Origin of the sequence: Oricola indica, assembly GCF_019966595.1 — a bacterium.
GTDB classification, from domain to species: Bacteria; Pseudomonadota; Alphaproteobacteria; order Rhizobiales; family Rhizobiaceae; genus Oricola; species Oricola indica.
Genome location: NZ_JAINFJ010000014.1, coordinates 44552 through 67201, shown reverse-complemented (window position 1 = coordinate 67201; position 22650 = coordinate 44552). Strand labels below are relative to the sequence as shown.

Here is a 22650-nt window from a genome sequence, read left to right as displayed (position 1 = left end):
CGGCAGCTTCTATAGCGGCACGTTCGCGCCGACCTTGGTGCGGTCCATGACCACCGAGGTGCGGAAGCGCTTGACGTTGGAGTCCTTGAAGAACAGCCGGTGCGTCAGGTGTTCGTAGTCCTCCATGTCCCTGGCGAGCGCGATGATTGCGAAGTCGGCTTCACCGGTTATGTAGTAGCACTGCTGCACCTGCGGTTCCGCGCGGGCCTTGCGGCGGAACGCGTCGATCTGGTCTATGCGCTCGTGCTCCAGTTCGACAAAAACCAGGAACGTCATCGCATAGCCGACCGACTTCGGATTGATCAGCGCGCTTTCCGCCATGATCGTCCCGTCGGCCTTCAGATTGCGGATGCGGCGCTGCACGGTCGCAACCGAAAGCCCGGTTTCCATGGCGATGGCCTCCAGCCTCTCGCGTGAATTTTCCTGCAGCATTCTGAGGATTGTCTGGTCTGCGGCGGATAGGTCCATGTTGATTACTACCGGTCAATTGGGGCGCAAAAAATAGCGGTTTTTATCATCTACGGCATTGTAAGTGAACAATACCATCAAATTCCTTTGCTACGCTACGATCTAGCATCACAGAGAGAACGGTTTGTCAAAGAGCTTCGATCTCGTCTTCCGGTAACCCTGTTTGCGTGGCGTATCGCCGGGCAGCCACTGAAAAGGTCATGACTGCTGACTGAGGTTCCCAACATCATCGAGTTCCGGAATGTCCACAAAAGCTTCGGCAGCTTGAAGGTTCTGGACAGTCTCAATCTCGAAGTCGCCGCCGGTGAAAAACTCGCCCTCATCGGGCCGAGCGGATCCGGAAAAACCACCATCCTCCGCATTCTCATGACGCTGGAAACGATCAGCGCGGGTCAGGTCGTCGTCAATGGCGACTATCTCTGGCATGAGGAGAAGGACGGAAAGCTGGTCGACGCCAGCGAGGCGCATCTCCACAAGATGCGCAACGACATCGGAATGGTGTTCCAGCACTTCAACCTGTTCCCGCATCTCAACGCGGTCCAGAACATCGAGCAGCCGCAGGTTCTCGTCCGCAAGACGTCAAAATCCGAAGCGCGCGACAAGGCGATGGAACTGCTCGGCCTAGTCGGTCTGAGCGACAAGGCCAATCACTTTCCGCACCAGCTTTCCGGCGGGCAGCAGCAGCGCGTGGCCATTGCGCGCTCGCTGGCCATGGACCCGAAGATCATGCTCTTCGACGAGGTCACCTCGGCGCTCGATCCCGAACTCGTCGACGAGGTTCTGACCGTCCTGCGCAAACTGGCGTCCGATTCCGACACCACCATGCTCACGGTCACCCACGAGATGAATTTCGCCCGCGATTTCGCGGATCGCGTCCTGTTCTTCGACAAGGGAAAGATCGTCGAATCCGGCGATCCGAAGATCATCTTCTCGGATCCGAGCGAGCCCAGAACCCGGGCCTTTCTCAGCAAGTACATCAATGTTTCGTAACTCCCGCCCCCGACCGAAAGGAAAGACCATGATGAAATCCTCCACCCGACAACGCCTCGGACTGACGCTTGCCGGCGTATTGGTGACGATGCTCTCGGTATCGTCCGCATCGGCCGAAGACACGCTCGAGAAGCTTCGCAAACAGGGATACGCGACCGTTGCGGTCGCCAATGAGCCGCCATACAGCGACATCAAGTCCGACGGCTACGTCTCCGGCGCCGCGCCGGAAGTTGCCCGCGCCGTCATGAAGAAACTGGGCGTGCCGGAACTGAGGGCCCAGGTCGTTCCCTACGGCTCGATGATCCCGGCGCTTCTGGCCCGGCGCGTCGACATGGCCACGTCAGGCCTGTACATCAAGCCGAACCGCTGCGAAGCGATCATCTATTCCGAGCCGGATCTCTGCGGCGCGGAAGCCTTCGCCGTCGCCAAGGGCAATCCGCACAACATCAAGACCTATGAGGATATCGCGGCCAATCCGGAGGTCACCATGACCACCTGCGCCGGTTGCGCCGAGGAGCTTTATGCGACCGAGCGCGGTGTGCAGCCCGCACAGATCAAGGTGTTCACCGATCCGCCGAGCGGCATCAAGATGCTGCAGCAGGGCCGCGTCGACGTCTTCGCGCTGTCCGGCCTCGGCACCAAGGATCTTCTCGAGAAGTTCGACGACGACAATCTGGAACTCGTCATGCCGGTCAAGGGCGTCCCGATGGGCTGCGCCGGTTCCGCGTTCAATCCGGAGGACACCGCTTTCCGCGAGGCCTACGACAAGGCTCTCAGCGAGATCAAGGCGAGTGGCGAATTCGCCTCGATCATCGAGCCTTTCGGCTTCTCCGCCGAGGCGACGATGAGCGTCAAGCGCGACGATTTCTGCCCCGGCAACTGATCTGCGGTTTCCCAATTGAAACGAGAGCCGCGCGGACGCCGGGCGGCTCTCGAACGGAGCGGGCATGGAACTGATCGTCGAATTCTATCCCCTGCTGGTCAAGGGAACCCTGCTGACCATCGAACTCACCGTGGTCAGCGCGGTCATCGCCTTGGCGATATCCTTTATCGTCGGCCTCGCGCGCCTGTCGCGTCACTGGATCGTGCGCACCCTGGCGCTGATCTATCTGGAGTTCTTCCGCGGCACATCCGCGCTGGTGCAGATGTTCTTCATGTTCTACGTGCTGCCGCTTCTGGGCATCAGCCTGTCGCCTTTCCTTGCCGGCGTCATCGCCTGCGGCTTCAACCTCGGCAGCTACGGTTCCGAAGTCGTCCGAGGCGCGATCAAGTCCGTCGGCAAGGGCCAGTCCGAAGCCGCTCACTCCCTGAATTACACATCCTATCAGCGCTATCGCTACGTCCTCATCCCACAGGCCGTGCCGATGATGATACCGCCCTTCGGCAATCTGCTGATCGAGCTGATGAAGCTCACCGCGCTGACGTCGCTGATCACGCTGTCCGACCTGACCTTCGCCGCCCAGATTATCCGGTCCCAGACCGCGATGACCCTGGAGCCGTTCCTTCTGATCCTCGTCATCTATTTCCTGATCGCTTCGGTCCTGGTCGGCTTCACCGACTGGCTGGCGAAATCGATCGCGAAACGACGCGGCATGACGCCCGTAAGGACAAACTGACATGCATTGGGATTGGGCCGTCGCCGCAGAAGTTTTTCCGCGCCTCATGGCGGGGCTCGTCGTCACCGTACAGGCGACATTCGTCGGAGCTGCGCTCGCCTACGCACTGGGGCTTGTCCTGGCTATTCTCAAGATGTCGGAAAACCGCGCGGTGCGCTGGACGGTGTACTGGCTGTCGGAATTCATCCGCCGCACGCCGCTGCTGGTGCAGCTCTATTTCCTGTTCTACGTACTTCCCGATCTCGGCCTCTTCCTTTCGCCGTTCCTCGCTGGCGTGATCGGCCTCGGCCTGCATTTCTCGACCTACACTTCGGAAGTGTTTCGCGCCGGCATCGAGAACGTGCCGAAGGGCCAATGGGAAGCGGCGAAATCGCTCAACTACACGATGGCGCAGACATGGACCCGTGTCGTCCTTCCCCAGTCCATCCCGCCGATGATCCCGCCGCTGGCGAATTACCTGATCACCATGTTCAAGGAGACGCCGTTGCTCGCCGCGATCACGGTGGTCGAGCTGTTCAACGCCGCCAATATCTATTCCAACAGCTACTACAAATATCTCGAGCCGATGACGCTGGTGGGCGCGCTGTTCCTGTTGGTGTCAATCCCGTCGGCCTATGCGGCGATGTGGCTGGAACAAAAATATTCCCGCAGGAACTGATCTGCCCGACGCCGGCTGAAACTTCGAAGGATATCCGCATATGGGCCTCGCATTTGAGACGAACGAACGCGACGAGCCCCGGCTGGGATTGATCGTCCTGCAATCCGACGAAACGATCGAGAACGAGTTTTGCCGGATGATCCCGTCCGAAGCGACGTTGCACGTTTCACGCGTGCCGAGCGCTGATGAGGTCACGCCGGAAACACTGGCCGAGATGGAGCACCACATCTCCGCGAGCGCCCGCCTGCTGCCGCTACCGGCCCGTTTCGACGCCGTGGGCTATGGCTGCACCTCGGGAACCTCAGTGATCGGCATTGAACGGATCGGCGATCTCGTCCGCTCCGGAACCACGACACGGTCCGTCACCCAACCGGTTTCGGCCTTGATCGCCGCGTGCGCGGAATTGGGCGTATCCCGCCTCGCATTCCTTTCGCCCTATGTCGGGAGCGTTTCGTCCAGGATGCGCGCGGTGCTGGCCGAGAACGGGATAGACACGCCTCTTTTCGGCTCCTTCGAAACGAGCGAGGAGGCACTTGTCGCGCGCATTACGCCTGCATCGATCCTTGAGGCGGCGGTGAGCCTCATGGACGATCCGGCTGCGGAAGCGATCTTTATCTCATGCACGAACCTGCGCACTCTCGACATCATCGAGGAGATCGAGGCCCGCACGGGAAGACCGGCCCTTTCCAGCAACCAGGTGCTGGCCTGGCATTTGTGCCGCCTCGCAGGGATGGAGATTCGCAAAAAAGAATTCGGGAAGCTCCTCTCCGACAATAGCTGACCCCGCGCGACGGGATGCGGCGCGAGGCTCACTGAACCGCGTCTCTATCGGATGCTGTTTCAAAACAGAGGCTTATGTCTTGTTACCGGCGCCGTCTCTGAACCCTTTGACTGCGGCCGCAGCGCCGGCTTCGACGAAGCGGGCGTCGGAACCGATGGTGACGAGATCCATTCCGGCGGCGGCAGCGCGTGCCGCATAGGCGGGCGATCCGCAATGGAGGCAGCATCGGAGACCCGCGGCTGCCGACCGCGCCCGGATATCGGCGATCAAGGTTCGCATCTCAGGCTCTTCCCGGTCGAAGCCCGGCGAAAAGCCGTGCGAGAGCGAGAGATCGGCTGGGCCGATATATATGCCCGACAACCCCGGCACCGACAGGATCGCATCGAGATTGGCGACAGCGGTCTTCGTTTCGATCATCGCGAAGACGAGGACTTCCTCATTGGCGATACGCGCATAATCGTCGCCCCATGCGAAGCGCGCTCGCACCGGGCCGAAACTGCGCGCGCCGTCCGGAGGATAGTTGCATGCGGACACGAGGCGTTCGGCGTCCTCGCGCGTTTCGATCATCGGCGCGATGATCCCAAGCGCGCCGGCATCCAGCGAACGCATGATCGCAGCCTCGTCCAGCCATGGTACCCGAACGATCGGCGCGGCACCCGATTTCTCGATCACCGGCAGGATTGAAAGGAGATCGGCGTAGTCCGCCGTGCCGTGCTGCATGTCGACGGTCAGCGCGTCCCAGCGCGCCTTGGCCATCGCCTCGACATTGAGCACCGACGGGACCGCGATCCAGCCGTTGACAGCCGCGCACCCCTCCGCCCAGACGCGACGAACAGGGTTCAGGGGCGCCATGTCAGACCGCCATCATGTGGCTGAGCTTGGTATTCTGATAGTCGCGGATCGCCTCGCGCCCCCCTTCCCGGCCCATCCCGGAGTGATCGACGCCGCCAAACGGCGCCTCGGCATGCGCGATCATGAAGGTGTTGATCCCGACCATGCCGGCATGGAGGCCGCGCGAGAGCGCCGAGGCCTTCGCCTGGCTGGAGGTGAAGGCATAGGCTGCGAGGCCGTAGGGCGTGGAATTGGCGCGCGCGATAGCATCGTCAAACGAACCGAAAGTCGCGACAGGCGCGACCGGACCGAAGGGCTCCTCGCTCATGATATCCGCATCGTCCGGCACGCCGGCCAAAACAGTCGGCTGGAGGAAATATCCCGCGTTGCGCCCTTCCGGCCGCCTGCCGCCGGTCACCAGTCTCGCGCCCTTTTCCTGCGCGTCGGCGATCAGGCGCTCGACCTTCTCGCGGCCCGAGGCCAGCGTCAGCGGACCCATCGAGGTCTCTTCGTTCTGGCTGTCGCCGAGCACGAGCTTTTCGGCTTCGGCCTTCATTGTGGACAGGAAACGGTCGGCCACGCTTTCCTCGACATAAAACCGGTTTGGAGCGATGCAGACCTGGCCGGCATTTCGAAACTTGAAGCCGGCGCACTGCACCGCCGCGGCCTCCACGTCTGCGTCCGCGCATACGACGACGGGCGAATGGCCGCCCAGCTCCATCGAGCATCGTTTCACGGTCTGTGCGGCCTCGGCCATCAGCATCTTGCCGACGCGTGTCGAACCGGTGAGCGAGATCTTGCGGACCTCGTCCGCGGCGAGGATCGCGGGGGTGATATCCGCCGCACGGCCGAGCAGAAGCTGCACCGTACCCGCCGGCACACCGCCCGCGACGAATGCCTCGGCGATGAGCGTCGATGTCATCGGAACCTGCTCGGAGGGCCGGACGAGGATGGCGCAACCGGCGGCGAGCGCCGGCGCCATCTTGCGGACAGGCAGGTTGACCGGAAAATTCCAGGCGGTGAATGCGGCACAGATGCCGACAGGCTCCGGCTCGATGATCAGCCTCCCGCCCTGGCGTGACGGGATCGTCTCTCCGAAGAGCCGTTCCGCCTCGCCCGCGAACCACTCGATCTGTTCAATCGCCGCGCCGACCTCGCCAGCCGACTGGTTGTAGGGTCTGCCGATTTCGAGGGACAACGCACGGGCAATGGCGTCGGTGCGGCCCCTCATTTCCTCCGCCACCTTCCGCAGGATGCGGCCCCGCTCCCAGCCATGAACCCTGCTCCATTCCGCCTGCGCCTGACGGGCGTGCGACAGCGCCTCGGCGACGTCGTCGCCCGAACAGGCCGGCTGTTCCCACAACACCTCCTCGGTGCAGGGATTGATGACGGGAATTGGAGCCGCGCCTCCGCTTTCGCGAAACTCGCCTCCGATCAGAAGCTTCGGTTGCATGCCAGCCATGGTCCTACCTCGCGTCACAATATCTCGGGTTCCGGCACCGCAGCGCCGAAACCGGTTTCCAGGAAATCGAAGTCGCAGCCCTGGTCGGCCTGCAGAACGTGATCGGAGTAGATCCATCCGTAGCCCCGGCCGAACTTGCGGTCGGGCCGAACCCAGCCGGCCCGGCGTCGGTCGAGTTCGTCGGTATCGACCTCCATGTCGAGACGGCCGGCGCGGGTGTCGACAGAAATGGTGTCTCCGGTTCGAACCAGCGCGAGCGGACCGCCGACATGCGCTTCCGGCGCGACATGCAGGATGCATGCGCCGTAGCTGGTGCCGCTCATGCGCGCATCGGAAATTCGCAGCATGTCTCGCACGCCCTGTTCCAACAGGTATTTCGGGATCGGCAGCATGCCCCATTCCGGCATGCCCGGCCCGCCTTGCGGCCCGGCGCCGCGCATGATCAGCACATGATCGGGCGTGATCTCGAGCGCCGGATCGTCGATACGCTGCTTCATCTCGCCATAGCTTTCGAACACCACCGCAGGACCGCGATGTTTCAACAGACGCGGATCGGCGGCAGAAGGCTTCATCACAGCGCCGTCGGGCGCGAGATTGCCGCGCAGGACCGCCATGGCCGGCTCTTTGGAGACGGGGTCGTCAAGCCGGCGGATGACATCGGGCAGATATGTCTCCGCGCCTTCGATCTCCTCGCCCATGGTCCGGCCGGTAACGGTGCGCGCCGCCGGGTCTATGTGATCGCCCATATTCGCCATCAGGGCGCGAAGGCCTCCGGCGTAGAAGAAATCCTCCATGAGATAGGTCGCGCCCGAGGGCCGTATGTTGGCGAGAAGCGGCACACGTTGGCCGGCGGCGTGGAAGTCATCCAGGGTCAACGGAAAACCGGCACGCCGGGACAATGCGATCAGATGGATGATCGCGTTGGTCGAACAGCCCATCGCCATCGCGACATGCAGCGCATTTGCAAAGGAGGCAGGCGACAGGACTGTCGACGGACGCAGGTCCTTATGCACCATCTCGACAGCACGCCGCCCGGTGGCGGCGGCCATGCGGATGTGGTTGGCGTCAGCGGCGGGAATCGAGGACGCGCCGGTCAGGCAGAGGCCCAGCGCATCGGCGATGCCTGTCATCGTTGCGGCCGTGCCCATGGTCATGCAGTGTCCGTAGGACCGGGCGATGCCAGCCTCGACCTCCTGCCATTCGGCAAGGCCGATCCGTCCGGCGCGACGCTCGTCCCAGTATTTCCAGGTGTCGGAGCCGGAGCCCAACACCTCGCCTTTCAGATTGCCGCGCAGCATCGGGCCGGCGGGCATGAAAATCGCCGGCAGATCCATGCTGATCGCGCCCATCAAAAGCGCCGGCCCGGTCTTGTCGCAGCCACCCATCAGCACCGCGCCGTCTACGGGATGCGACCGCAACAGTTCCTCGGCCTCCATTGCCAGGAGATTGCGATAGAGCATGGTCGTCGGCTTGACGAAGTTCTCCGACAGCGACAACGCCGGCAGTTCGATCGGGAAGCCGCCGGCCTGCAGCACGCCGCGCTTGACGTCTTCCACGCGCGCCTTGAAATGGGCGTGGCAGGGATTGATGTCCGACCACGTATTGACGATGGCAATGACGGGCCGGCCTTCCCAGTCCTCGCGCGCATAGCCCATTTGCATCAGGCGGGAGCGATGGCCGAATCCGCGCAAATCGTCTGCGTCGAACCAGCGGGAGGAACGCAACCGGGTCATTGCGAAGCCGTGACCCCGCCATCGATATAGACGATCTGTCCGGTCATGTAGCTGCCGGCCGGGGCGGCGAAAACGATCACCTGGCCACACACTTCCAGCGGATCGCCAATGCGGCCAAGCGGATTGCGTTCGAGAATGAAATCCCGAAACTCGGGCTTGTCGAGATGCATGCGGATGCGATCCGACTGGATGAAGGTCGGGGCGACACCGTTGACGGTGATGTTGTGCGGCGCAAGCTCCATCGCATGCTGCTTGACGAGCATGGCGAGCCCGCCCTTGGTGGAGCAGTAGGCGGAATATCCGCGCCCGCGCAGCGCGAGTTGCGAACGGACCGACAGGATGTGGATCTGCCGTCCGCCCTTGCCGCGCGCGATCTGGTCGCGCGCCGTCTCCTGGGCGAGGAACATCGCGGATTTCAGGTTGGTCTGGTAGACTTCGTCGAAGACATCCTCGGTCACGTCCATCAGATGCTGCTCGCGCTGGATGCCAACGCAATTCACCAGCGTGTCGATGCCGCCCATGGCGCCAATGGCCTCGGAGGTGGCGTCTCGCACCGAGTCGATGTCCCGCGCATCCAGTTCGAAGCCATGAGCCTTTCCGCCCGCGTCGACGATGCGGTCGGCCAGAGCCCGGGCCTTGTCGATCTTCGGGCCGGCAATGGTCACCACCGCGCCATGAGCCGCCATGGCGGTGGCGGTTGCCTCGCCGATCGCTCCATAGCCTCCCGGTACGAAAACGCGCATGCCCGTTATGTCGAACAGCCTGGCGATCCGCTCCGGGTCGAGACGCGGCGTGAGGCTCGCGGGTTGCTGGTTCATTGCTCTATCTCCACTCCAGCCGCGGCATAGACGCTTTCCATCAGTCGCAGGGTCTCCAGATTGTCGAGGCGATCGGTCTCGAACGGCGTCCCGTCGCGCAGTCCCTGGACGAAACCCGCCATCACCGTGTCGAAACACTCCTGGTAGCGGCCGAGAAGGTCGACCTCCTCAGCCTCGCCCTCCGCACCGACGATATGGATGCGATTCAACTCCATCAGGATCGTGCCCTTGGTGCCGATGACCTCCAGCCGATCGCCGTGAAGCTGAGGATAGCCCGGCGCAACGAGGCAGCCGTCGGCCGTGGCGATGAAACCGTCCTCGCCGGACAGCAGGATTGCCGCCGTGTCCTCGCCCGGCAGCCCTTCGGCGAGACGGTTGAGCCGTGCCGCGACGACGGTGAGCGGCCCGCACAGGCAGCGCAGCACGTCGAGATGGTGGATCATCGTCTCGAAGACGAGGTTGCGGCGAAAGCCCGTCAAATATGGCTGGCGCTCGATCAGGAAGGGCGGAGCACCATCGCGCGGGCACAATCCCGACCCCCGGCAAGTGATCGCCGCGTGGCGTATTTCGCCTATGCGGCCCTCCTCGATCCAGCGGCGAACGGTCATGTAATGCGGCCGGAAGCGGTAGTTCTCGTGCACCATGAAGCGGACGCGGTCGCCCACATAGTCGATCAGCGCCTCGGCTTCAGCGACCGTTTCCGTCAGCGGTTTCTGGCACATGATATGGACGCCGTGATCGGCGGCGATGCGGGCAACCGGCGCGTGCGCGCCGACCGAAGCCGCGATATCGACTGCGTCGAACCCGCCTTGCGCGAACATCTCGCCCGCATCTGCATGGACGCGCGAAATCCCGAATTCATCGGCACGCGCTTTCGCCTTGTCGATATCTGTGTCGCACAGCGCGACGATCTCGGCGCCCGCGGCCTTCCAGGCGCGCAGGTGGTAGAGGCTGATCAGCCCGCAGCCGACCAGCGCGACGCGCAGCGGCTCAGCCATCGGCGCCTCCGAAGGTTCCGTAACCGTAGAACCGGACGCTGCCGCCCTGCCGCGACGTGCGCGACGCGCCGTAGGCCGACTTGCGAAACGCGCTCATGCCGCCCGCTCCGTCAGAAGATCGCCGAGATAGGCCCGCGCCGGCTCGTGCGCCAGCAGGTCATCATACGAGGCCAGCGGCGTGACCGAGCCTTTCTGGACAAAGATGAAGCGCTCGCAGATCTCCTCGACAATCTCCAGATGGAAGCGCTCGTTGGGGTGGACGCACAGGAACACCAGCCGCCCCTCGTCGCGCAGCCGACGGAAGAAATCGAGCATGAAGCCGATATAGCCGTCCTGCGTGTTGAACTGCGGCTCGTCGAAGAGATGCAGCATGGGATAGTCCGATCCGGCATTTTCCAGCAGGGCGTTCGGCGTCCATGACCGGAAATGACGAACCTGGTAGGATTGGTGATAATGAATCGCCAGCCGATCGCGCTGGTCCGTGCGCACGCGGTGAATGTTGCGCCCCATCACCGAGACTTCGCCCGATGTCGGCGCATTGGAGCCGGTGACGAGTTCGAACAGCGTCGTCTTGCCGGAGCCGTTCGGCCCCATCATGCCGACGATGCCCGGTTCGGCGATGGTGAAATCCGCGGTCAGCCGGAAGGTCGGCGTGCGGTCGAAAACCGATCTTGTGTAGACCTTCTCCAGACCCTTTACTTCGAGCATCGCTGTCATCGTCACATCCCGATCAGCCGGCGGCGCAAAGCCGCGTTGTCCAGCAATTCGCGCGCGTCGCCCTCGTGGACGATACGGCCGCGATCCATGACGTAGACCCTGTCCGACACCTCCAGCGCGGCCAGTGCGTTCTGTTCGACGATCAGCGAGGCGATGCCTTCCGCCTTCATCTTCCGCACCGTCTTGAGCACGTCCTGCACGATCTTCGGCGCGAGCCCCTGGCTCGGCTCGTCGAACAGCACGATGCCAGGCGAGCCGAGCAGCGCGCGGGAGATCGCGACCATCTGCAATTCGCCGCCGGACATCGCCTCGCAGTCGCGCACCATCAGGTGATCGAGCGCCGGGAATATCTCGCACACCTCCTCCTGCCGCCAGGCGCGAAACCGCGTCCTGCGTGCGCCGAGCGCGAGGTTGCGCCGGCCGGAGAGCATTGGGAAAACGCGGCGGTCGTCCGGCACCCAGCCGACGCCCATTCGCGTGATGCGATGCGTCGGCATCCGCGTGATGTCCGCGCCGTCGAAGCGGATCTGGCCGGCGCGCGGTGGTGACAGTCCCAGGACCGAGCGGATCGTCGTCGTCTTTCCCGCGCCATTCGGCCCAAGCAGTGCGACGACCTCGGCCTCACCGACGCGCAGCGACGGGCCGAACAGGGCCTGTGTCTCGCCGTGGAAGGTTTCGATACCGGATATCTCGAGCATCACGCCAGTTCCCCCAGCGCTGAGCGGGCGACCCACTTATTGGCCATCAGTTCCGTCGGCGTGTCCTCGGCGATCACCTGTCCCCAATGAATGACCGAGATGCGGTCGGCCAGTTCGAACAGGAAGCGCATGTCGTGCTCGATCATGACGATCGTGTAGCTCTCGCGCAGGCGCCGGACGAGCTGCGCCAGTGCGCGCGTTGCCTCGGCGCCAAGGCCCGAAGTGGGCTCGTCGAGAAAGACGATCTTCGGACGCGCCGCCAGAGCCACCGCGATTTCGAGCGCCCGGCGCTGGCCGTAGGAGAGCGATGCCGCCTTGTCCCACGCCTTTTCGGCAAGATCGACCTGCGCCAGAATCTCCAGCGCGGCGTCGGTCAGCGCGCGGTCGATGAAGACGTTGCGCGACGGGCTGAAGGTCATCGCTCGGAACTCCGGCAGAGCCAGCATGACGTTCTCGATCACCACCGTGTCGTCGAAGAGGTTCATGATCTGGAACGACCGGGAGACGCCTAGCCGCGCGATGCGGTGCGGCTTCATCCCGGCGATATCTCGCCCGGCGAAACGGATCGTGCCACCATCCGGGGCGTAGTGGCCGGTCAGGACATTGAAGCAGGTGGTCTTGCCGGCGCCGTTCGGCCCCATGATGCCGTGCACCGCGCCTTGCTCGACGCTGAGCGAGACATCCTCCAGCACGACCCGCGCGCCGAAGCGTTTCTGGATGTTGCGCGCCTCGAACAACGGCATCTCAGGCGCTTCTCTCGGCGGGCGCGGACACCGGCGTCTTCACCGGCGCGCGGGCGAACCGGGCGCGGACGACATGGGCGAGACCCGCCGCCCCTTCCGGCCGCACCATCACCATGACGACGAACATCAGCCCGAACCAGAGCAGCCAGGTTTCGGTGATGCCGCCGATAATGTCGCGCGCGATGAAGTAGACCAGTACGCCGAGCACCGGCCCCCAGAAGCTGACCAAACCGCCGCCAACCAGGATCATCATCACGATCAGGCCGGACTGGTGCAGGCTCATGACGTCGGGATAGGCGCTTTCCTGCGCCATGGCGAAAAGACCGCCGGCGAGACCCGCTACCGAGGCGGAAAGCGTGAACACCAGCCACTTGATGCGCCAGACATCGTAGCCGGCAAAGCGCGCGCGCATCTCGTTCTGGCGGATCGCCTGGAGGACGCGGCCGAAAGGCGCGTTGACCAGCCGCCACAGCCCCAGCATTGCCAGCCCCAGGATCGCGGCCGAGAACCAGTGCAGCGACGTGTTTTCCTGCAGGCTCACCCGTAGCGGGCCGATGACGAGGTCAGGCCGCGGAATGCCCAGAAGCCCGTCCTCGCCCCCGGTGAGCCAGCGCAGCTTGATCGCGCAGAACCAGAAGACCTGCCCGAAGGCGATCGTCAGCAGTGCGAAATAGATGCCGCGACGGTGAGCGACGAACAGGGCAACCGCCGCGCCCGCGATCGTCGCCGCGAGCACGGCAGCCAGCAGCCCCCCCCACAGGCTGACCCCGACATGATTTTGAAACAGACCGAAGGCGTAAGCCCCAACACCGAGATAGGCGCCGTGTCCGAACGAGTGCAGCCCTGCATAGCCGAACAGCAGGTTGAACCCCATCGCATAGAGAATCCAGATGGTGATCTCGATGCCGAGATAGCTGTAGAGCCCCACGGCCTCGAGCCAGAACGGCGCGGTGGCGAGCGCCAGCAGGAACACAAACATCGGCGGCGTGAAGGGCGATCCGCCACGGGCGGGAATATCCGACAGCGAGATCATCAGTTCTCCAGGGCGCTCTTGCGGCCGAATAGGCCGCGAGCGCGGAAGCCGACCACGAGGATCAGCAGAATGTACATGGACAGCATCGACCAGGCCGCCGCGTAGGCGCCGGTGATGCCGACTGCGAGGCCGACCAGCATGGCGGCGGCGACCGCGCCCCAGAAGCTGCCGACGCCGCCGACGACGATGATGAGAAATGCCGGGATCACGACATCGATGCCGATATGCGGCCGCAGCCCCCAGATCGGCGCCATGATGACGCCCGCGAGGCCCGCAAGAGCCGCGCCGAAGGCGAAAACGGCCAAACGCAGCTTGCCCAGATCAAAGCCCAGGGCCCGGACCATCTCGCTATCGTGGCTGCCCGCCTTGATGATCGCGCCATAGGGCGTCTTCTCCAGGAACAGCCAGACGAGAAAAATCGCCAGAATGGAAAATGCGGCTGCGTAGAACTTGTATTTCGAGAAGATCAGCCCGCCCATCAGGAAGGCACCGTTGATCGCTTGCGGCACCGACAGGCTCTGTTCCCCGGTTCCCCAGACCAAGCGGATGAGTTCCTCGATCACCAGCGCCGCACCGAAGGTCAGCAGCAGGCCGTAGAGCGGCGCCTTGCCGTAGGTCGGGCGCAGACACAGTTCGAGGATCATCCCTGCCCCGGCGGCGCAAAGAGGGCCGAAGATCAGCCCCGAGGCATATCGCGCGCCCGGCGACAGGCTGCTCCACCAGATGCCGAACTCCGTGCCTGCAAACCAGCTTCCGCCGATCGTGGCGAGAGCGAAATATGCGCCAAGTGCGAAAAAGGCCCCATGGGCGAGGTTGATGACCTCCATGACGCCAACGATCAGCGTGAATCCGAGCGCGATCAGCGCAAAGAGCAATCCGAGCGTCAGCCCGTTCACGATATGGGGTATCAGACTGTACATGCGTTATTCCCAGGCGCTCCGGAGAGCGGTGGTCGGGTTGCCGCGACCGGCCCCGGGAGGGGCCGGCCCACCATTCTTCACCAAGCCTCAGGCGTCGAAGCTTGGCGTCTCGTCGTAGCTTTCCAGCTTGCAGGCAGCGGCAGCACCCTCGTCGCGTACCTCCTCCGGGGCCGACTGGGTGAGGACCTTGAACATGTCGTCCTTGTTGTCGCCCATCTCGGTGTTCGCGGTCGCCAGATAGACCGTCTGCTGCACCTGGTGCGTATCGGGGTCGATCCAGGCATCGTGATGCTGCATGCGGCTCTCGGCGGACATCTTGTGCCCCTCAAGCTGCTTGATGACCGCGATATTGTTGGTGCTGTCGGCCCTCTCGATGGCGGCGAGCAGTTCGCGGGTCGCCATATAGCCGTTGTAGAAGACATTGCCCGGAACCCGCATCGCCGTATCCGGATAGGCCGCCTGGTAGCGCTCGACGAACTCCTTCACGCCGGGCAGATCGAGCCCGTAATACCAGGTCGTGCCGAAGACACCGAAAAGATTGTCCACCGGCAGGCCGTAGACGTCCGGCCAGTCCTGCTGGTTATTGATCCAGGCAGGCTTGGAGCCCATCCCGAGCTGGGCGACCTGCTGGCGCATGGCAACCTGGTCGTCGCCACCGACAGCCGCGGCGACCACGTCGGGATTGGCTTGCTGGATTTTCAGGAGCGCGGCGCTGAAATCGCGGGTACCCTGCGGCACCAGAATCTCCTCGACCACCTCGCCGCCATACTGATCCAGCAGCTTCTTCGTCGCGGCTGCGGTGTCATGGCCCCAGCCATAGTCATTGGTGAGCAGCATCCACTTCTTGCCATAGGCGTCGATGGAGTTCTTGACCGCTGCCTTGGCGAAGTTGGTGCCGTTGCCGTCCCAGACGAACTTGACGCGATGGCAATTCTGCCCGCTTTCGGTCGGCGAGGACGAGTTGGTGTTCAGGTAGATCACGCCGTAGCGCTGGGCCACCTGGCTGATCGCGTTGGCGACGCCGGAGCTGACCGCTCCGACAAGGAACCCGCACTCCTCGCGGGTGATCAATCGCTCGGCGACACGGCTTCCCGTCGCGGCGGTGGTCTCGGTGTCGAGATGCTGGAACTCGATCTTGCGACCGAGCACGCCGCCCTTGGCGTTGGCCTCGTCGATGGCCATCAGCATGCCGCGCCGGTCGGATGCGCCGGAGTTTGCGTACTGGCCGCTCGCATCGGACGTGATGCCGATCCTGATCGGCTTGTCGGACGCCTGTGCATAGGCGCGATTGTGTTTCCACGGACCCGCAAACGCGGCGACTCCGCCGACAGCCGCTGTCGCGCCGGTCAGCAGGCTTCGCCTTGAGAATTTCTTATTGGACATCGATTTCCTCCCTTGAGCAGACCCGCCTCTGGCGGGCCATAACCGGCGCGACACCCCTCCCGCGGGCCAATTGAACGCCGTATCAATTAGTGTGAAAATTTATTCAATCCATGTCAATGAAAAATTCATTCACAAACATCGAATGCGTGCTATACCACTCGGAATGAACGAAAAAAGTTTCGCGAACGGGCCTGCGGCGCCCGAGACATTCGACGGATTGCGCCAGCGGGTCCGGGACCGTTTCCCGACGCTGAGCCCGCATCTTCAACGCATCGCGCGCGCCTCGCTGGAGGAACCGAACAGCTTCGCCCTCAACACGACCCAGGTGATCGCCGACGAGCTGGAGATCCAGCCCTCGACCCTGATCCGCTTCGCCAAGGAATTCGGCTACAAGGGTTTTTCGGAGTTTCAGCGGGTCTTTCGCCAGCGCCTGATCGAAGGGCAGGCCGGCGTGCGCGGACAGGTGCTGGAGGACAGCGCGAAGATGCCGCCGCCCGATGCGAAGGCGCTGCTCGACGCCTCCGTCGCCGCGCATATGGAGGCGCTCAAGCATTTGTCGGAAACCTGCGACCTGGGCGACCTCGCGACGGCGATCCGGATGATGAGATCCGCCCGGCATGTCTATATCGCCGGGCTGCGGCGCTCGAGCCCGATCGCGGAGTACCTTCATTATGGCCTGCTGCGCGCCGAACGGGCCTGCTCGATGCTCGACTTTTCAGGCGGGATGGCCGGGCCCCAGATCGCGACGATATCGCGTGAGGACCTGCTGGTCGCGATCGCGTTTCCGCCCTATTCGGTGCCCGTTGTGGAAGTCGTGATGGATGCCGACGTCGTTGGTCGCCGTATCCTGACAATCACCGACACCGCAGAAAGCCCGCTGGCGCGGCATGCGGAGACGACTCTTCTTGTCGGCTCAGAATCGAAAAGCCACCTGCAACCGATCTCCGCCGCAATAGCACTCGTCCAGACGCTGATTACGGCGACCGCACAAGACGAGCTCGACTGAGCGGCCGAGCGAGCGTGGCAAATGTGTCTCGTGAGAATTCACTGATGCCGGTTTGAGGCCGGCAAACCGCGCCTGAATCGAGCGAAGTCCGGCGATTGCTTGCCCAAGGCATGTGTGGACGGGGACGCGATCCCGAATGGCCGGCGCCGCCGCGCAATTACATCCCAACTTCAATGAGTTCAGGTGCGGATATTACAGCGAATAGTCCGCTTCTGGCCCTAAGCTGCCCTCAAATCGCAAGCTCGTGATCCTGAGTCTGGCTCTGGTTGCTCGCGGACCGCGGCTAAGGTTCCGCCAAGCCCTGCGAGAGAAGGGGCTGCCAGGAGGGATCAGCCTGAACTGACCAATGCCATACGATCCTCGCGGAGCCATCGGATTATACCGGACTCCTCCGGGGCAAGCTGTTCCGCCAAATCGCCGGCAAAGGCCAGGAAGTCCGGAAGGTTCAGGCCGTTCACGCCGACAACCACGGGAATATCCCGATCGAGCGCTTCGACAATCAGGCTGCAGAAGCCGCGCCCGGCGCCTTCCTGCTTGCCGAACTTGTTGATGATCAGGACATCGGCACCGGCGAAACGCGCCGAAACCTCGGCGACCGCCTGTTCGAGTGCGCCCGCATCCAGCCTGCACCCGCGCGAGCCGGGACCCAGGTTCTGGTTTATGACAAGGAGCGGACCGTCCGGCAGGACGCGCAGGGCGGTCTCGCAGGGATGTTGACCGGGTCCGACAGGGGCTGCCTGAACAACGCCCGAGGGCCGGATCCCTTCATTGCGCAACCGGTCTGCGACGCCCCCCAGGATCAGACCTGCGGCACCGCGCCCTTCCATCATCACATAGCCAAGTTTCACGATCATTTCCCCCAGCTGCAACGCCCGGCACCTGCCTCGGGGCCGCCCGCCCCAATTGCTGGGTGGCGGCCCGGAAGCCTGGTCATGGCACGTAAGGTCAGGCCGACGGCTGGCTGAAGACCGTCACCTCCGGCAGCGGGCCTTCGAAGAGCTCAACTTCCGCCACGCCGGTATGACCGCAATTACCCTGCGCCAGTTTCGAGGTGGCGACACCGGTCGTCAGGATGTTGACGTCACCATAGACACAGAGACTGCCGATCTCGCGCGGATTCTCTGGATCGAACCAGCCGCCCTCGTTGATGCGAACGACCCCTGGCATGATCTCGTCGGTAATCTTCAGGCCGGCAAGCATTTGGCCGCGGTCGTTGAAAACCCGCACCACGTCACCATCGGACAGGCCGCGCTGCTCCGCATCCGCGGGGTTCATCCAGCATGGCTCGCGCTCCGCGATCTGATAGGTTTCGCGGTTGACGGTGCCGCAGAGCTGCGAGTGGAGCCGCATCTGCGGATGGTTCGCCGCCAGGTGAAGCGGGTACTTCGTGGTCGGACCGCCAAGGCGTTCGATCGGCTCCATCCAGGTCGCATGCGGCGGACAATCGTCATAGCCGTATCTCTCGATGGCCACGGAGTAGAGCTCGAACTTGCCCGACGCCGTGCCAAGCGCATTCAGCAACGGATCTTCACGGAAGTCGGCATGGCGGACAAAGTCCTCCTGAGCCTCCGTCACGGGGAAGGCGAGCGGCTTGTTGCTGTCCCAGAAGACATCGAAGACCGGCATCTCCATGCCCTTGGCGCGGGATTCGATCTTGGCCGCCTCGTAGATCTTGCGGACCCAGTCCATTTCGGTCAGCCCCTGGGTGTAGGCATAGCCCTGGCCGAGCTTTTCGGCGATGTCGGCGAAGATGTCGAAATCGCTGCGCGCCTCGAAGACGGGCTCCACGATCTTCTTCATCGGAACGATGTGGCTGAGGGCGTAGTCACCGACCTGCTCGATGTCGTTGCGCTCATAGGAGGTCGTTGCCGGCAGCACGATGTCGGCATGACGCGCCGAGGCGGTCCATTGCACATCATGCACGATGAAGGTGTCCAGCTCGCGCCAGGCACGCAGCATCTCATTGCGGTCCTGCTGGTGCGAGAACGGGTTGCCGCCAACCCAATAGGCCATCTTGATGAGCGGCAGCTCGATCTCGTGCCCGTTGAACTGCATCGTCTTGCCGGGGTTGAGCAGCGTCTCGACGAAGCGCGAGACGGGGATCGAGACCGCACCGCCCCCCGCCAGCCATGCCGCGCCCTCGGTCGTCTGCCCCGAGGCATCGTCGACGGCCTTCAGGATCGGCGTGGTATGGGTGGGCGAGCCGCCCGAGGAATAGTGGTAGCTCAGCCCGTAGCCGCCACCCGGCAGGCCGATCTGCCCCAGCATCGCGGCCAGCGTGATGAGCATCCAGTGGACCTGCTCGCCATGGTGCTGGCGCTGTGTCGAATAGCCGAGCGCGAGCATCGTGCGCTTGCTGGCGAAACGCCGTGCCAGATCGCGCAGCGTGTCCGCCGGAAGGCCGCAGATTTCGGCCGCCCAGTCCGCCGTCTTGGGCGTGCCGTCGCTCTGGCCGAGAAGGTAGGGCAGGAATTTGTCGAAGCCCGCCGTGTAGCGGTCGAGAAACGCCTGGTCGTGAAGCCCCTCTTCGTAGAGCGTATGGGCGATGCCCAGCATCATCGCGACATCGGTCTGGGGACGCGGCGCGATCCACTCTCCGTTCAGCGCCTCGCAGGTTTCGGTGCGGACCGGGTCGATGCAGAGGACCGGCGTGCCGGCTTCCTTCATGCGCGCGATACCGGGCCAGGCGCCATGATCGGCAACCTGCCAGGAAATCTGCGAATTGTTGAGCGGATTGCAGCCCCAGAACACCATCAGCTCGCAGTTTTCCGCGAGATTGTTCCAGGTCGTGCACTGCTCGTAGACCTCGAGCGAGCCCGAGACATAGGGCAAGATCACCTGCGCCGCGCCGGTGGAATAGTCGCCGGAGCTGTTGGTGTAGCTGCCGGTGAGGTTCAGCATCCGGCGAAGCAGGGTCTGGCAATTGTGGATCTTGCCGGGGCTCTTCCAGCCGTAGGAGCCGGCATAAAGCGCCTGTTGTCCATAGGTCTCACGCACCCGCACGATCTCGTTCGCGACGAGTTCGATTGCCTTCTCCCAGCTCACCCGGACGAAATCGCCCGAGCCGCGGCCATCCGGATCGGCGCCGGGACCCTGTTCGAGCCAGGCGCGCCGCACCATGGGGTAGCGGATGCGCGATTCCGAATAGAGCGAGTCCATCACGCCGGGAAGCTGCGGCGACGGATGAGGGTCTTCCTCCCACGGCTTGAACTCCACCGCGCGGCCGTCCTCGACCATCCCGTAGAAGACCCCCCAGTGGCAGCCGGAGAGCACACCCTGCGTCCCGCTCTGCGCGGCAGCGCCGCGTGCAAAGAGCGGCAGGCCGGCAAGGCCGAGCGCGGCGGCAGATCCCTTGAGAAAGCTCCGCTTGGAAAGCATCGGACCGTCCAGTGTTTTATAGGAGTTATTGGTCATAGCCTGTCCTTTCAGATCGAAACCGAAGCAAGAGCCCGGTCCGGGCCCGCCTCGCCCGATTAATTCTGTTCTGCCTTCTCGACGAAGGCGTTCAGCAATTGCGCAACGGCCGCGTAGTAGCCGTTGCCATCCGCCGCGGTGAGGGACGCCGCGAACCGGACCGCCCAGCGCAGCTCGCCGAGCAGCGCAGGAACCAGCTCGGTCCGGCCCTGCCGCAGGGCCTCGGCCAATGCGGCAAGCTGGATGGCAATATGGTCAGGCGGTTCGCAACACGTCTGGTCAAGATGCAGGTCCAGCTCGCGAAGAAGCGCCTGCATCCGGCCGACTGCGGGCCCGTAGAGGCGACCCGTTCCGTCCCAGACACTGGCATAGGGCGGCAGGCCGCGCTGCCGGAATATGCCTTCGAAAAGTGCTGTGTACCGGCGCTGGAGCGCGACGGTCACTTCGGGCGCGCTGCCGTCCGCAAGCTTGTGGCAGAGCGCCTCGGCTGCGTCCCGGCGGTCAAGAAGCACCCCGATCTGCCGGAGCGCGGCCTGGCCCTCGGTCGAGCGCCCTGCCCCGATGCGTGCCGCATCGGGCGCGGTCAGAAACTGGAGGGCGAGCCAGTCCGCGACCAAGGCGAGATCAGGGTCAGTGTCGCGATCCGCCACGGGTGCGAATTTCAGGGCGGCGTTCATTCGACCGCTCCGTCACTCGTGTTGAGATCCTTCGAATGGTTCTGCACATAGGCCAGGATCAGACGATACTGATCATCGGTGAAGGAGGTGAAGCGGCGCATCGCCTTCATCGTGCCGATCCACTGGTTCGCCGTGAAGTGAGTCTTCTGCGGCAGGACGTGACATGCGGAACAAGCCTTCTGGTATGTGTCCTGGCTATAGTCCCACACCGCATCGCGATCGGCGTTCAGATCGGTTGCATCCGACCAGAGCGTGACTTCGACCGGGACCCAGGACTGGCCCGTATCGGCATCGGTCTCGGGCTCGCCACGCTGGACGGCCTCGATCGCCGCATCCGAGAGAACCGCCGTCATGACCCTCTGGCCCTTCGCCTGATAGACCACAGACGGAGCGTCGGTCATCTGCCAGCCCTTCAGCCGCAGTTCGGCCTTGTCCCCATCACGGGCTGCGACCGTGGCGAGCGCGCCGCCGAGAAGCTTTCCGTCCTCTTCAGAGCCGCCGTCAACGTCGGCCGCGTCAAGCCAGACATCCTTGGTGCCGATCACGGTGGCCTGCGCCCCCTGGGCAATGTCCGAGGCGGGCGAAGTCGGCAGGTCGGGTGCCGCCGCGATGACGTTATCGAGCATCACCAGCTCGGCGGTATAGTTCGGCTCAGGCATCCCGGGCGCGGGCTTGTCCACGGCGGGGACGTGCTTGAGATAGAGCGCCATGGCTTGCACGTCTTCGAAGGGCAACCGCGACGTATTCTCGATGACTTCCGCCATGTCCCCATCGGCAGTCCGCCCGATCGGGTTCACACCCGTGTGCAGATAGTTCGCGATCGACGCCGCGGACCAGAAACCGATTCCGGTCTCGTCAGGCGTGATGTTGGGGAAATAGCCGGTGCCGTCGGTATTCGGTCCGCCGCCATAGCGCTTCGATGCGATCACGTTCCCCATGAAGCCGCGCGGCGAATGGCATTCGGCACAGTGGCCCGCGCCTTCGACCAGATACGCGCCCTCATGGTAGGTCGCCTCGTCCACCCCTTCGGGGACCGGACCGGGCTCGAACGGCTTTCCGTCCAGAAAGGCAAGCCGCCAGACGCCGACGCCGCGGCGGATATTGAAGGGGAACTTCAACTCGTGCTCGGGCACCTCGTCGGCTTCGGGCGACAATGTCATCATGTAGGCATAGAGGTCGCGGACGTCTTCGCCGGTCAGCCGCTGGTAGGACGTGTAGGGGAACGCGGGATAGAGGTTCTGCCCGTCCGGTAACAAACCGTCCGGCCCGACACCCTGGCGCAGCGCGCGGTCGAACTCCGCCAGCGTCCAGTCGCCGATTCCGTGTTCCTTGTCAGGTGAGATGTTCGGCATGTGGAACAAGCCGAACTGCGTGTCGAGCGTCTTGCCGCCCCCCAGGATCGTATCCTCCTCCTGCCCGGGCGTGGCATGGCAGGTGGCACAATCCGAAGCGACGAAGACGGCGCGTCCATTTGCGAGGTCGGCGCCCTCCACCGCGGGGAGATCGCGGGCGGGATGGACGGCCGACCAGGTCCAGGGAGACGTCAACACGAGAAATCCGACGCCGCCCAAAAGGGCGAGGCCGCCCCCGATCTTCATTAGCGATCTACGGTTCAAAGTCATGGTCTGTGCCTCCGGTCTGGCCGACTGGGAGTCATCGGCCATGCATGGCGTAGCACCAACAGCGCGATAAGAGGCTGACAGC

Annotated in this window: 22 protein-coding genes; 6 read left to right on the top strand and 16 right to left on the bottom strand. The window is 63.7% G+C overall.

Features of this window, described 5'->3' with window-relative positions; all coding sequences use genetic code 11:
- Positions 1 to 9 precede the first annotated feature (9 nt).
- On the bottom strand, positions 10 to 468 hold the full coding sequence (locus LC343_RS22405; protein ID WP_223479411.1) for an Lrp/AsnC family transcriptional regulator: 459 nt from the start codon (positions 466 to 468) through the stop codon (positions 10 to 12).
- A 207-nt stretch (positions 469 to 675) separates the two neighbouring features.
- Between LC343_RS22405 and ehuA the strand changes: the two genes are divergently transcribed.
- The 5 genes from ehuA (at position 676) to LC343_RS22380 (ending at position 4513) form a co-directional block, all read left to right on the top strand.
- Positions 676 to 1458, top strand: coding sequence for an ectoine/hydroxyectoine ABC transporter ATP-binding protein EhuA (gene ehuA, locus LC343_RS22400; RefSeq protein ID WP_274385126.1), 783 nt, complete (start codon positions 676 to 678; stop codon positions 1456 to 1458).
- A gap of 28 nt (positions 1459 to 1486) precedes the next feature.
- Positions 1487 to 2341: an ectoine/hydroxyectoine ABC transporter substrate-binding protein EhuB gene (gene ehuB / locus LC343_RS22395; protein WP_428982643.1), complete on the top strand. Its 855-nt coding sequence runs from the start codon at positions 1487 to 1489 to the stop codon at positions 2339 to 2341.
- A 64-nt stretch (positions 2342 to 2405) separates the two neighbouring features.
- The gene (ehuC, locus tag LC343_RS22390) at positions 2406 to 3074 is read left to right on the top strand and encodes an ectoine/hydroxyectoine ABC transporter permease subunit EhuC (RefSeq protein WP_223479410.1); all 669 of its coding nucleotides are present in this window, start codon (positions 2406 to 2408) and stop codon (positions 3072 to 3074) included.
- Position 3075: 1 nt separating this feature from the next.
- Complete coding sequence (ehuD, locus tag LC343_RS22385; RefSeq protein WP_223479409.1) at positions 3076 to 3732, top strand: ectoine/hydroxyectoine ABC transporter permease subunit EhuD; 657 nt, start codon at positions 3076 to 3078, stop codon at positions 3730 to 3732.
- A 40-nt stretch (positions 3733 to 3772) separates the two neighbouring features.
- The gene (locus tag LC343_RS22380; protein ID WP_223479408.1) at positions 3773 to 4513 is read left to right on the top strand and encodes a maleate cis-trans isomerase family protein; all 741 of its coding nucleotides are present in this window, start codon (positions 3773 to 3775) and stop codon (positions 4511 to 4513) included.
- Positions 4514 to 4585: 72 nt separating this feature from the next.
- Here the strand turns inward: LC343_RS22380 and LC343_RS22375 are convergent, their stop codons facing one another.
- From LC343_RS22375 to LC343_RS22325, 11 genes are all read right to left on the bottom strand, one after another.
- The gene (locus LC343_RS22375; protein ID WP_223479407.1) at positions 4586 to 5365 is read right to left on the bottom strand and encodes an HpcH/HpaI aldolase family protein; all 780 of its coding nucleotides are present in this window, start codon (positions 5363 to 5365) and stop codon (positions 4586 to 4588) included.
- 1 nt (position 5366) lies between these two features.
- Positions 5367 to 6806, bottom strand: coding sequence for an NAD-dependent succinate-semialdehyde dehydrogenase (locus LC343_RS22370; protein ID WP_223479406.1), 1440 nt, complete (start codon positions 6804 to 6806; stop codon positions 5367 to 5369).
- Positions 6807 to 6820: 14 nt separating this feature from the next.
- On the bottom strand, positions 6821 to 8539 hold the full coding sequence (gene araD, locus LC343_RS22365; protein WP_223479405.1) for an L-arabinonate dehydratase: 1719 nt from the start codon (positions 8537 to 8539) through the stop codon (positions 6821 to 6823).
- Positions 8536 to 9357, bottom strand: a complete 822-nt coding sequence (locus LC343_RS22360) for an SDR family NAD(P)-dependent oxidoreductase (RefSeq protein ID WP_223479404.1) — start codon at positions 9355 to 9357, stop codon at positions 8536 to 8538. The genes araD and LC343_RS22360 overlap by 4 nt, the downstream gene beginning before the upstream one ends.
- The gene (locus tag LC343_RS22355; RefSeq protein ID WP_223479403.1) at positions 9354 to 10355 is read right to left on the bottom strand and encodes a Gfo/Idh/MocA family protein; all 1002 of its coding nucleotides are present in this window, start codon (positions 10353 to 10355) and stop codon (positions 9354 to 9356) included. Before LC343_RS22355 ends, LC343_RS22360 begins: the two co-directional genes overlap by 4 nt.
- A gap of 93 nt (positions 10356 to 10448) precedes the next feature.
- On the bottom strand, positions 10449 to 11072 hold the full coding sequence (locus tag LC343_RS22350; protein WP_223479402.1) for an ATP-binding cassette domain-containing protein: 624 nt from the start codon (positions 11070 to 11072) through the stop codon (positions 10449 to 10451).
- Between the two features lie 2 nt (positions 11073 to 11074).
- Positions 11075 to 11770 carry an ABC transporter ATP-binding protein gene (locus tag LC343_RS22345; RefSeq protein ID WP_223479401.1) on the bottom strand — a complete coding sequence of 232 codons (696 nt, stop codon included), beginning with the start codon at positions 11768 to 11770 and terminating at the stop codon, positions 11075 to 11077.
- Positions 11770 to 12513: an ABC transporter ATP-binding protein gene (locus LC343_RS22340; protein ID WP_223479400.1), complete on the bottom strand. Its 744-nt coding sequence runs from the start codon at positions 12511 to 12513 to the stop codon at positions 11770 to 11772. Before LC343_RS22340 ends, LC343_RS22345 begins: the two co-directional genes overlap by 1 nt.
- A 1-nt stretch (position 12514) precedes the next feature.
- A complete protein-coding gene (locus LC343_RS22335) occupies positions 12515 to 13546 on the bottom strand; it encodes a branched-chain amino acid ABC transporter permease (RefSeq protein ID WP_223479399.1) in 1032 nt (343 codons plus the stop codon).
- Positions 13546 to 14466: a branched-chain amino acid ABC transporter permease gene (locus LC343_RS22330; RefSeq protein ID WP_223479398.1), complete on the bottom strand. Its 921-nt coding sequence runs from the start codon at positions 14464 to 14466 to the stop codon at positions 13546 to 13548. Before LC343_RS22330 ends, LC343_RS22335 begins: the two co-directional genes overlap by 1 nt.
- 87 nt (positions 14467 to 14553) lie before the next feature.
- Positions 14554 to 15849, bottom strand: coding sequence for an ABC transporter substrate-binding protein (locus LC343_RS22325; RefSeq protein ID WP_223479397.1), 1296 nt, complete (start codon positions 15847 to 15849; stop codon positions 14554 to 14556).
- A gap of 163 nt (positions 15850 to 16012) precedes the next feature.
- Here LC343_RS22325 and LC343_RS22320 point away from each other — a divergent pair, with 163 nt between their 5' ends.
- Complete coding sequence (locus LC343_RS22320) at positions 16013 to 16855, top strand: MurR/RpiR family transcriptional regulator (protein ID WP_223479396.1); 843 nt, start codon at positions 16013 to 16015, stop codon at positions 16853 to 16855.
- Positions 16856 to 17184: 329 nt separating this feature from the next.
- Here LC343_RS22320 and LC343_RS22315 read toward each other — a convergent pair whose 3' ends face one another.
- The 4 genes from LC343_RS22315 to LC343_RS22300 all read right to left on the bottom strand — a co-directional run bounded on the left by LC343_RS22315 (position 17185) and on the right by LC343_RS22300 (position 22568).
- Positions 17185 to 17703, bottom strand: coding sequence for a DUF2478 domain-containing protein (locus LC343_RS22315; protein WP_223479395.1), 519 nt, complete (start codon positions 17701 to 17703; stop codon positions 17185 to 17187).
- Positions 17704 to 17800: 97 nt separating this feature from the next.
- Positions 17801 to 20269, bottom strand: a complete 2469-nt coding sequence (gene torA, locus LC343_RS22310) for a trimethylamine-N-oxide reductase TorA (RefSeq protein WP_223479394.1) — start codon at positions 20267 to 20269, stop codon at positions 17801 to 17803.
- Positions 20270 to 20328: 59 nt separating this feature from the next.
- The gene (locus LC343_RS22305; protein ID WP_223479393.1) at positions 20329 to 20946 is read right to left on the bottom strand and encodes a TorD/DmsD family molecular chaperone; all 618 of its coding nucleotides are present in this window, start codon (positions 20944 to 20946) and stop codon (positions 20329 to 20331) included.
- A complete protein-coding gene (locus LC343_RS22300) occupies positions 20943 to 22568 on the bottom strand; it encodes a c-type cytochrome (protein ID WP_223479392.1) in 1626 nt (541 codons plus the stop codon). Before LC343_RS22300 ends, LC343_RS22305 begins: the two co-directional genes overlap by 4 nt.
- Between the last annotated feature and the right edge of the window lie 82 nt (positions 22569 to 22650).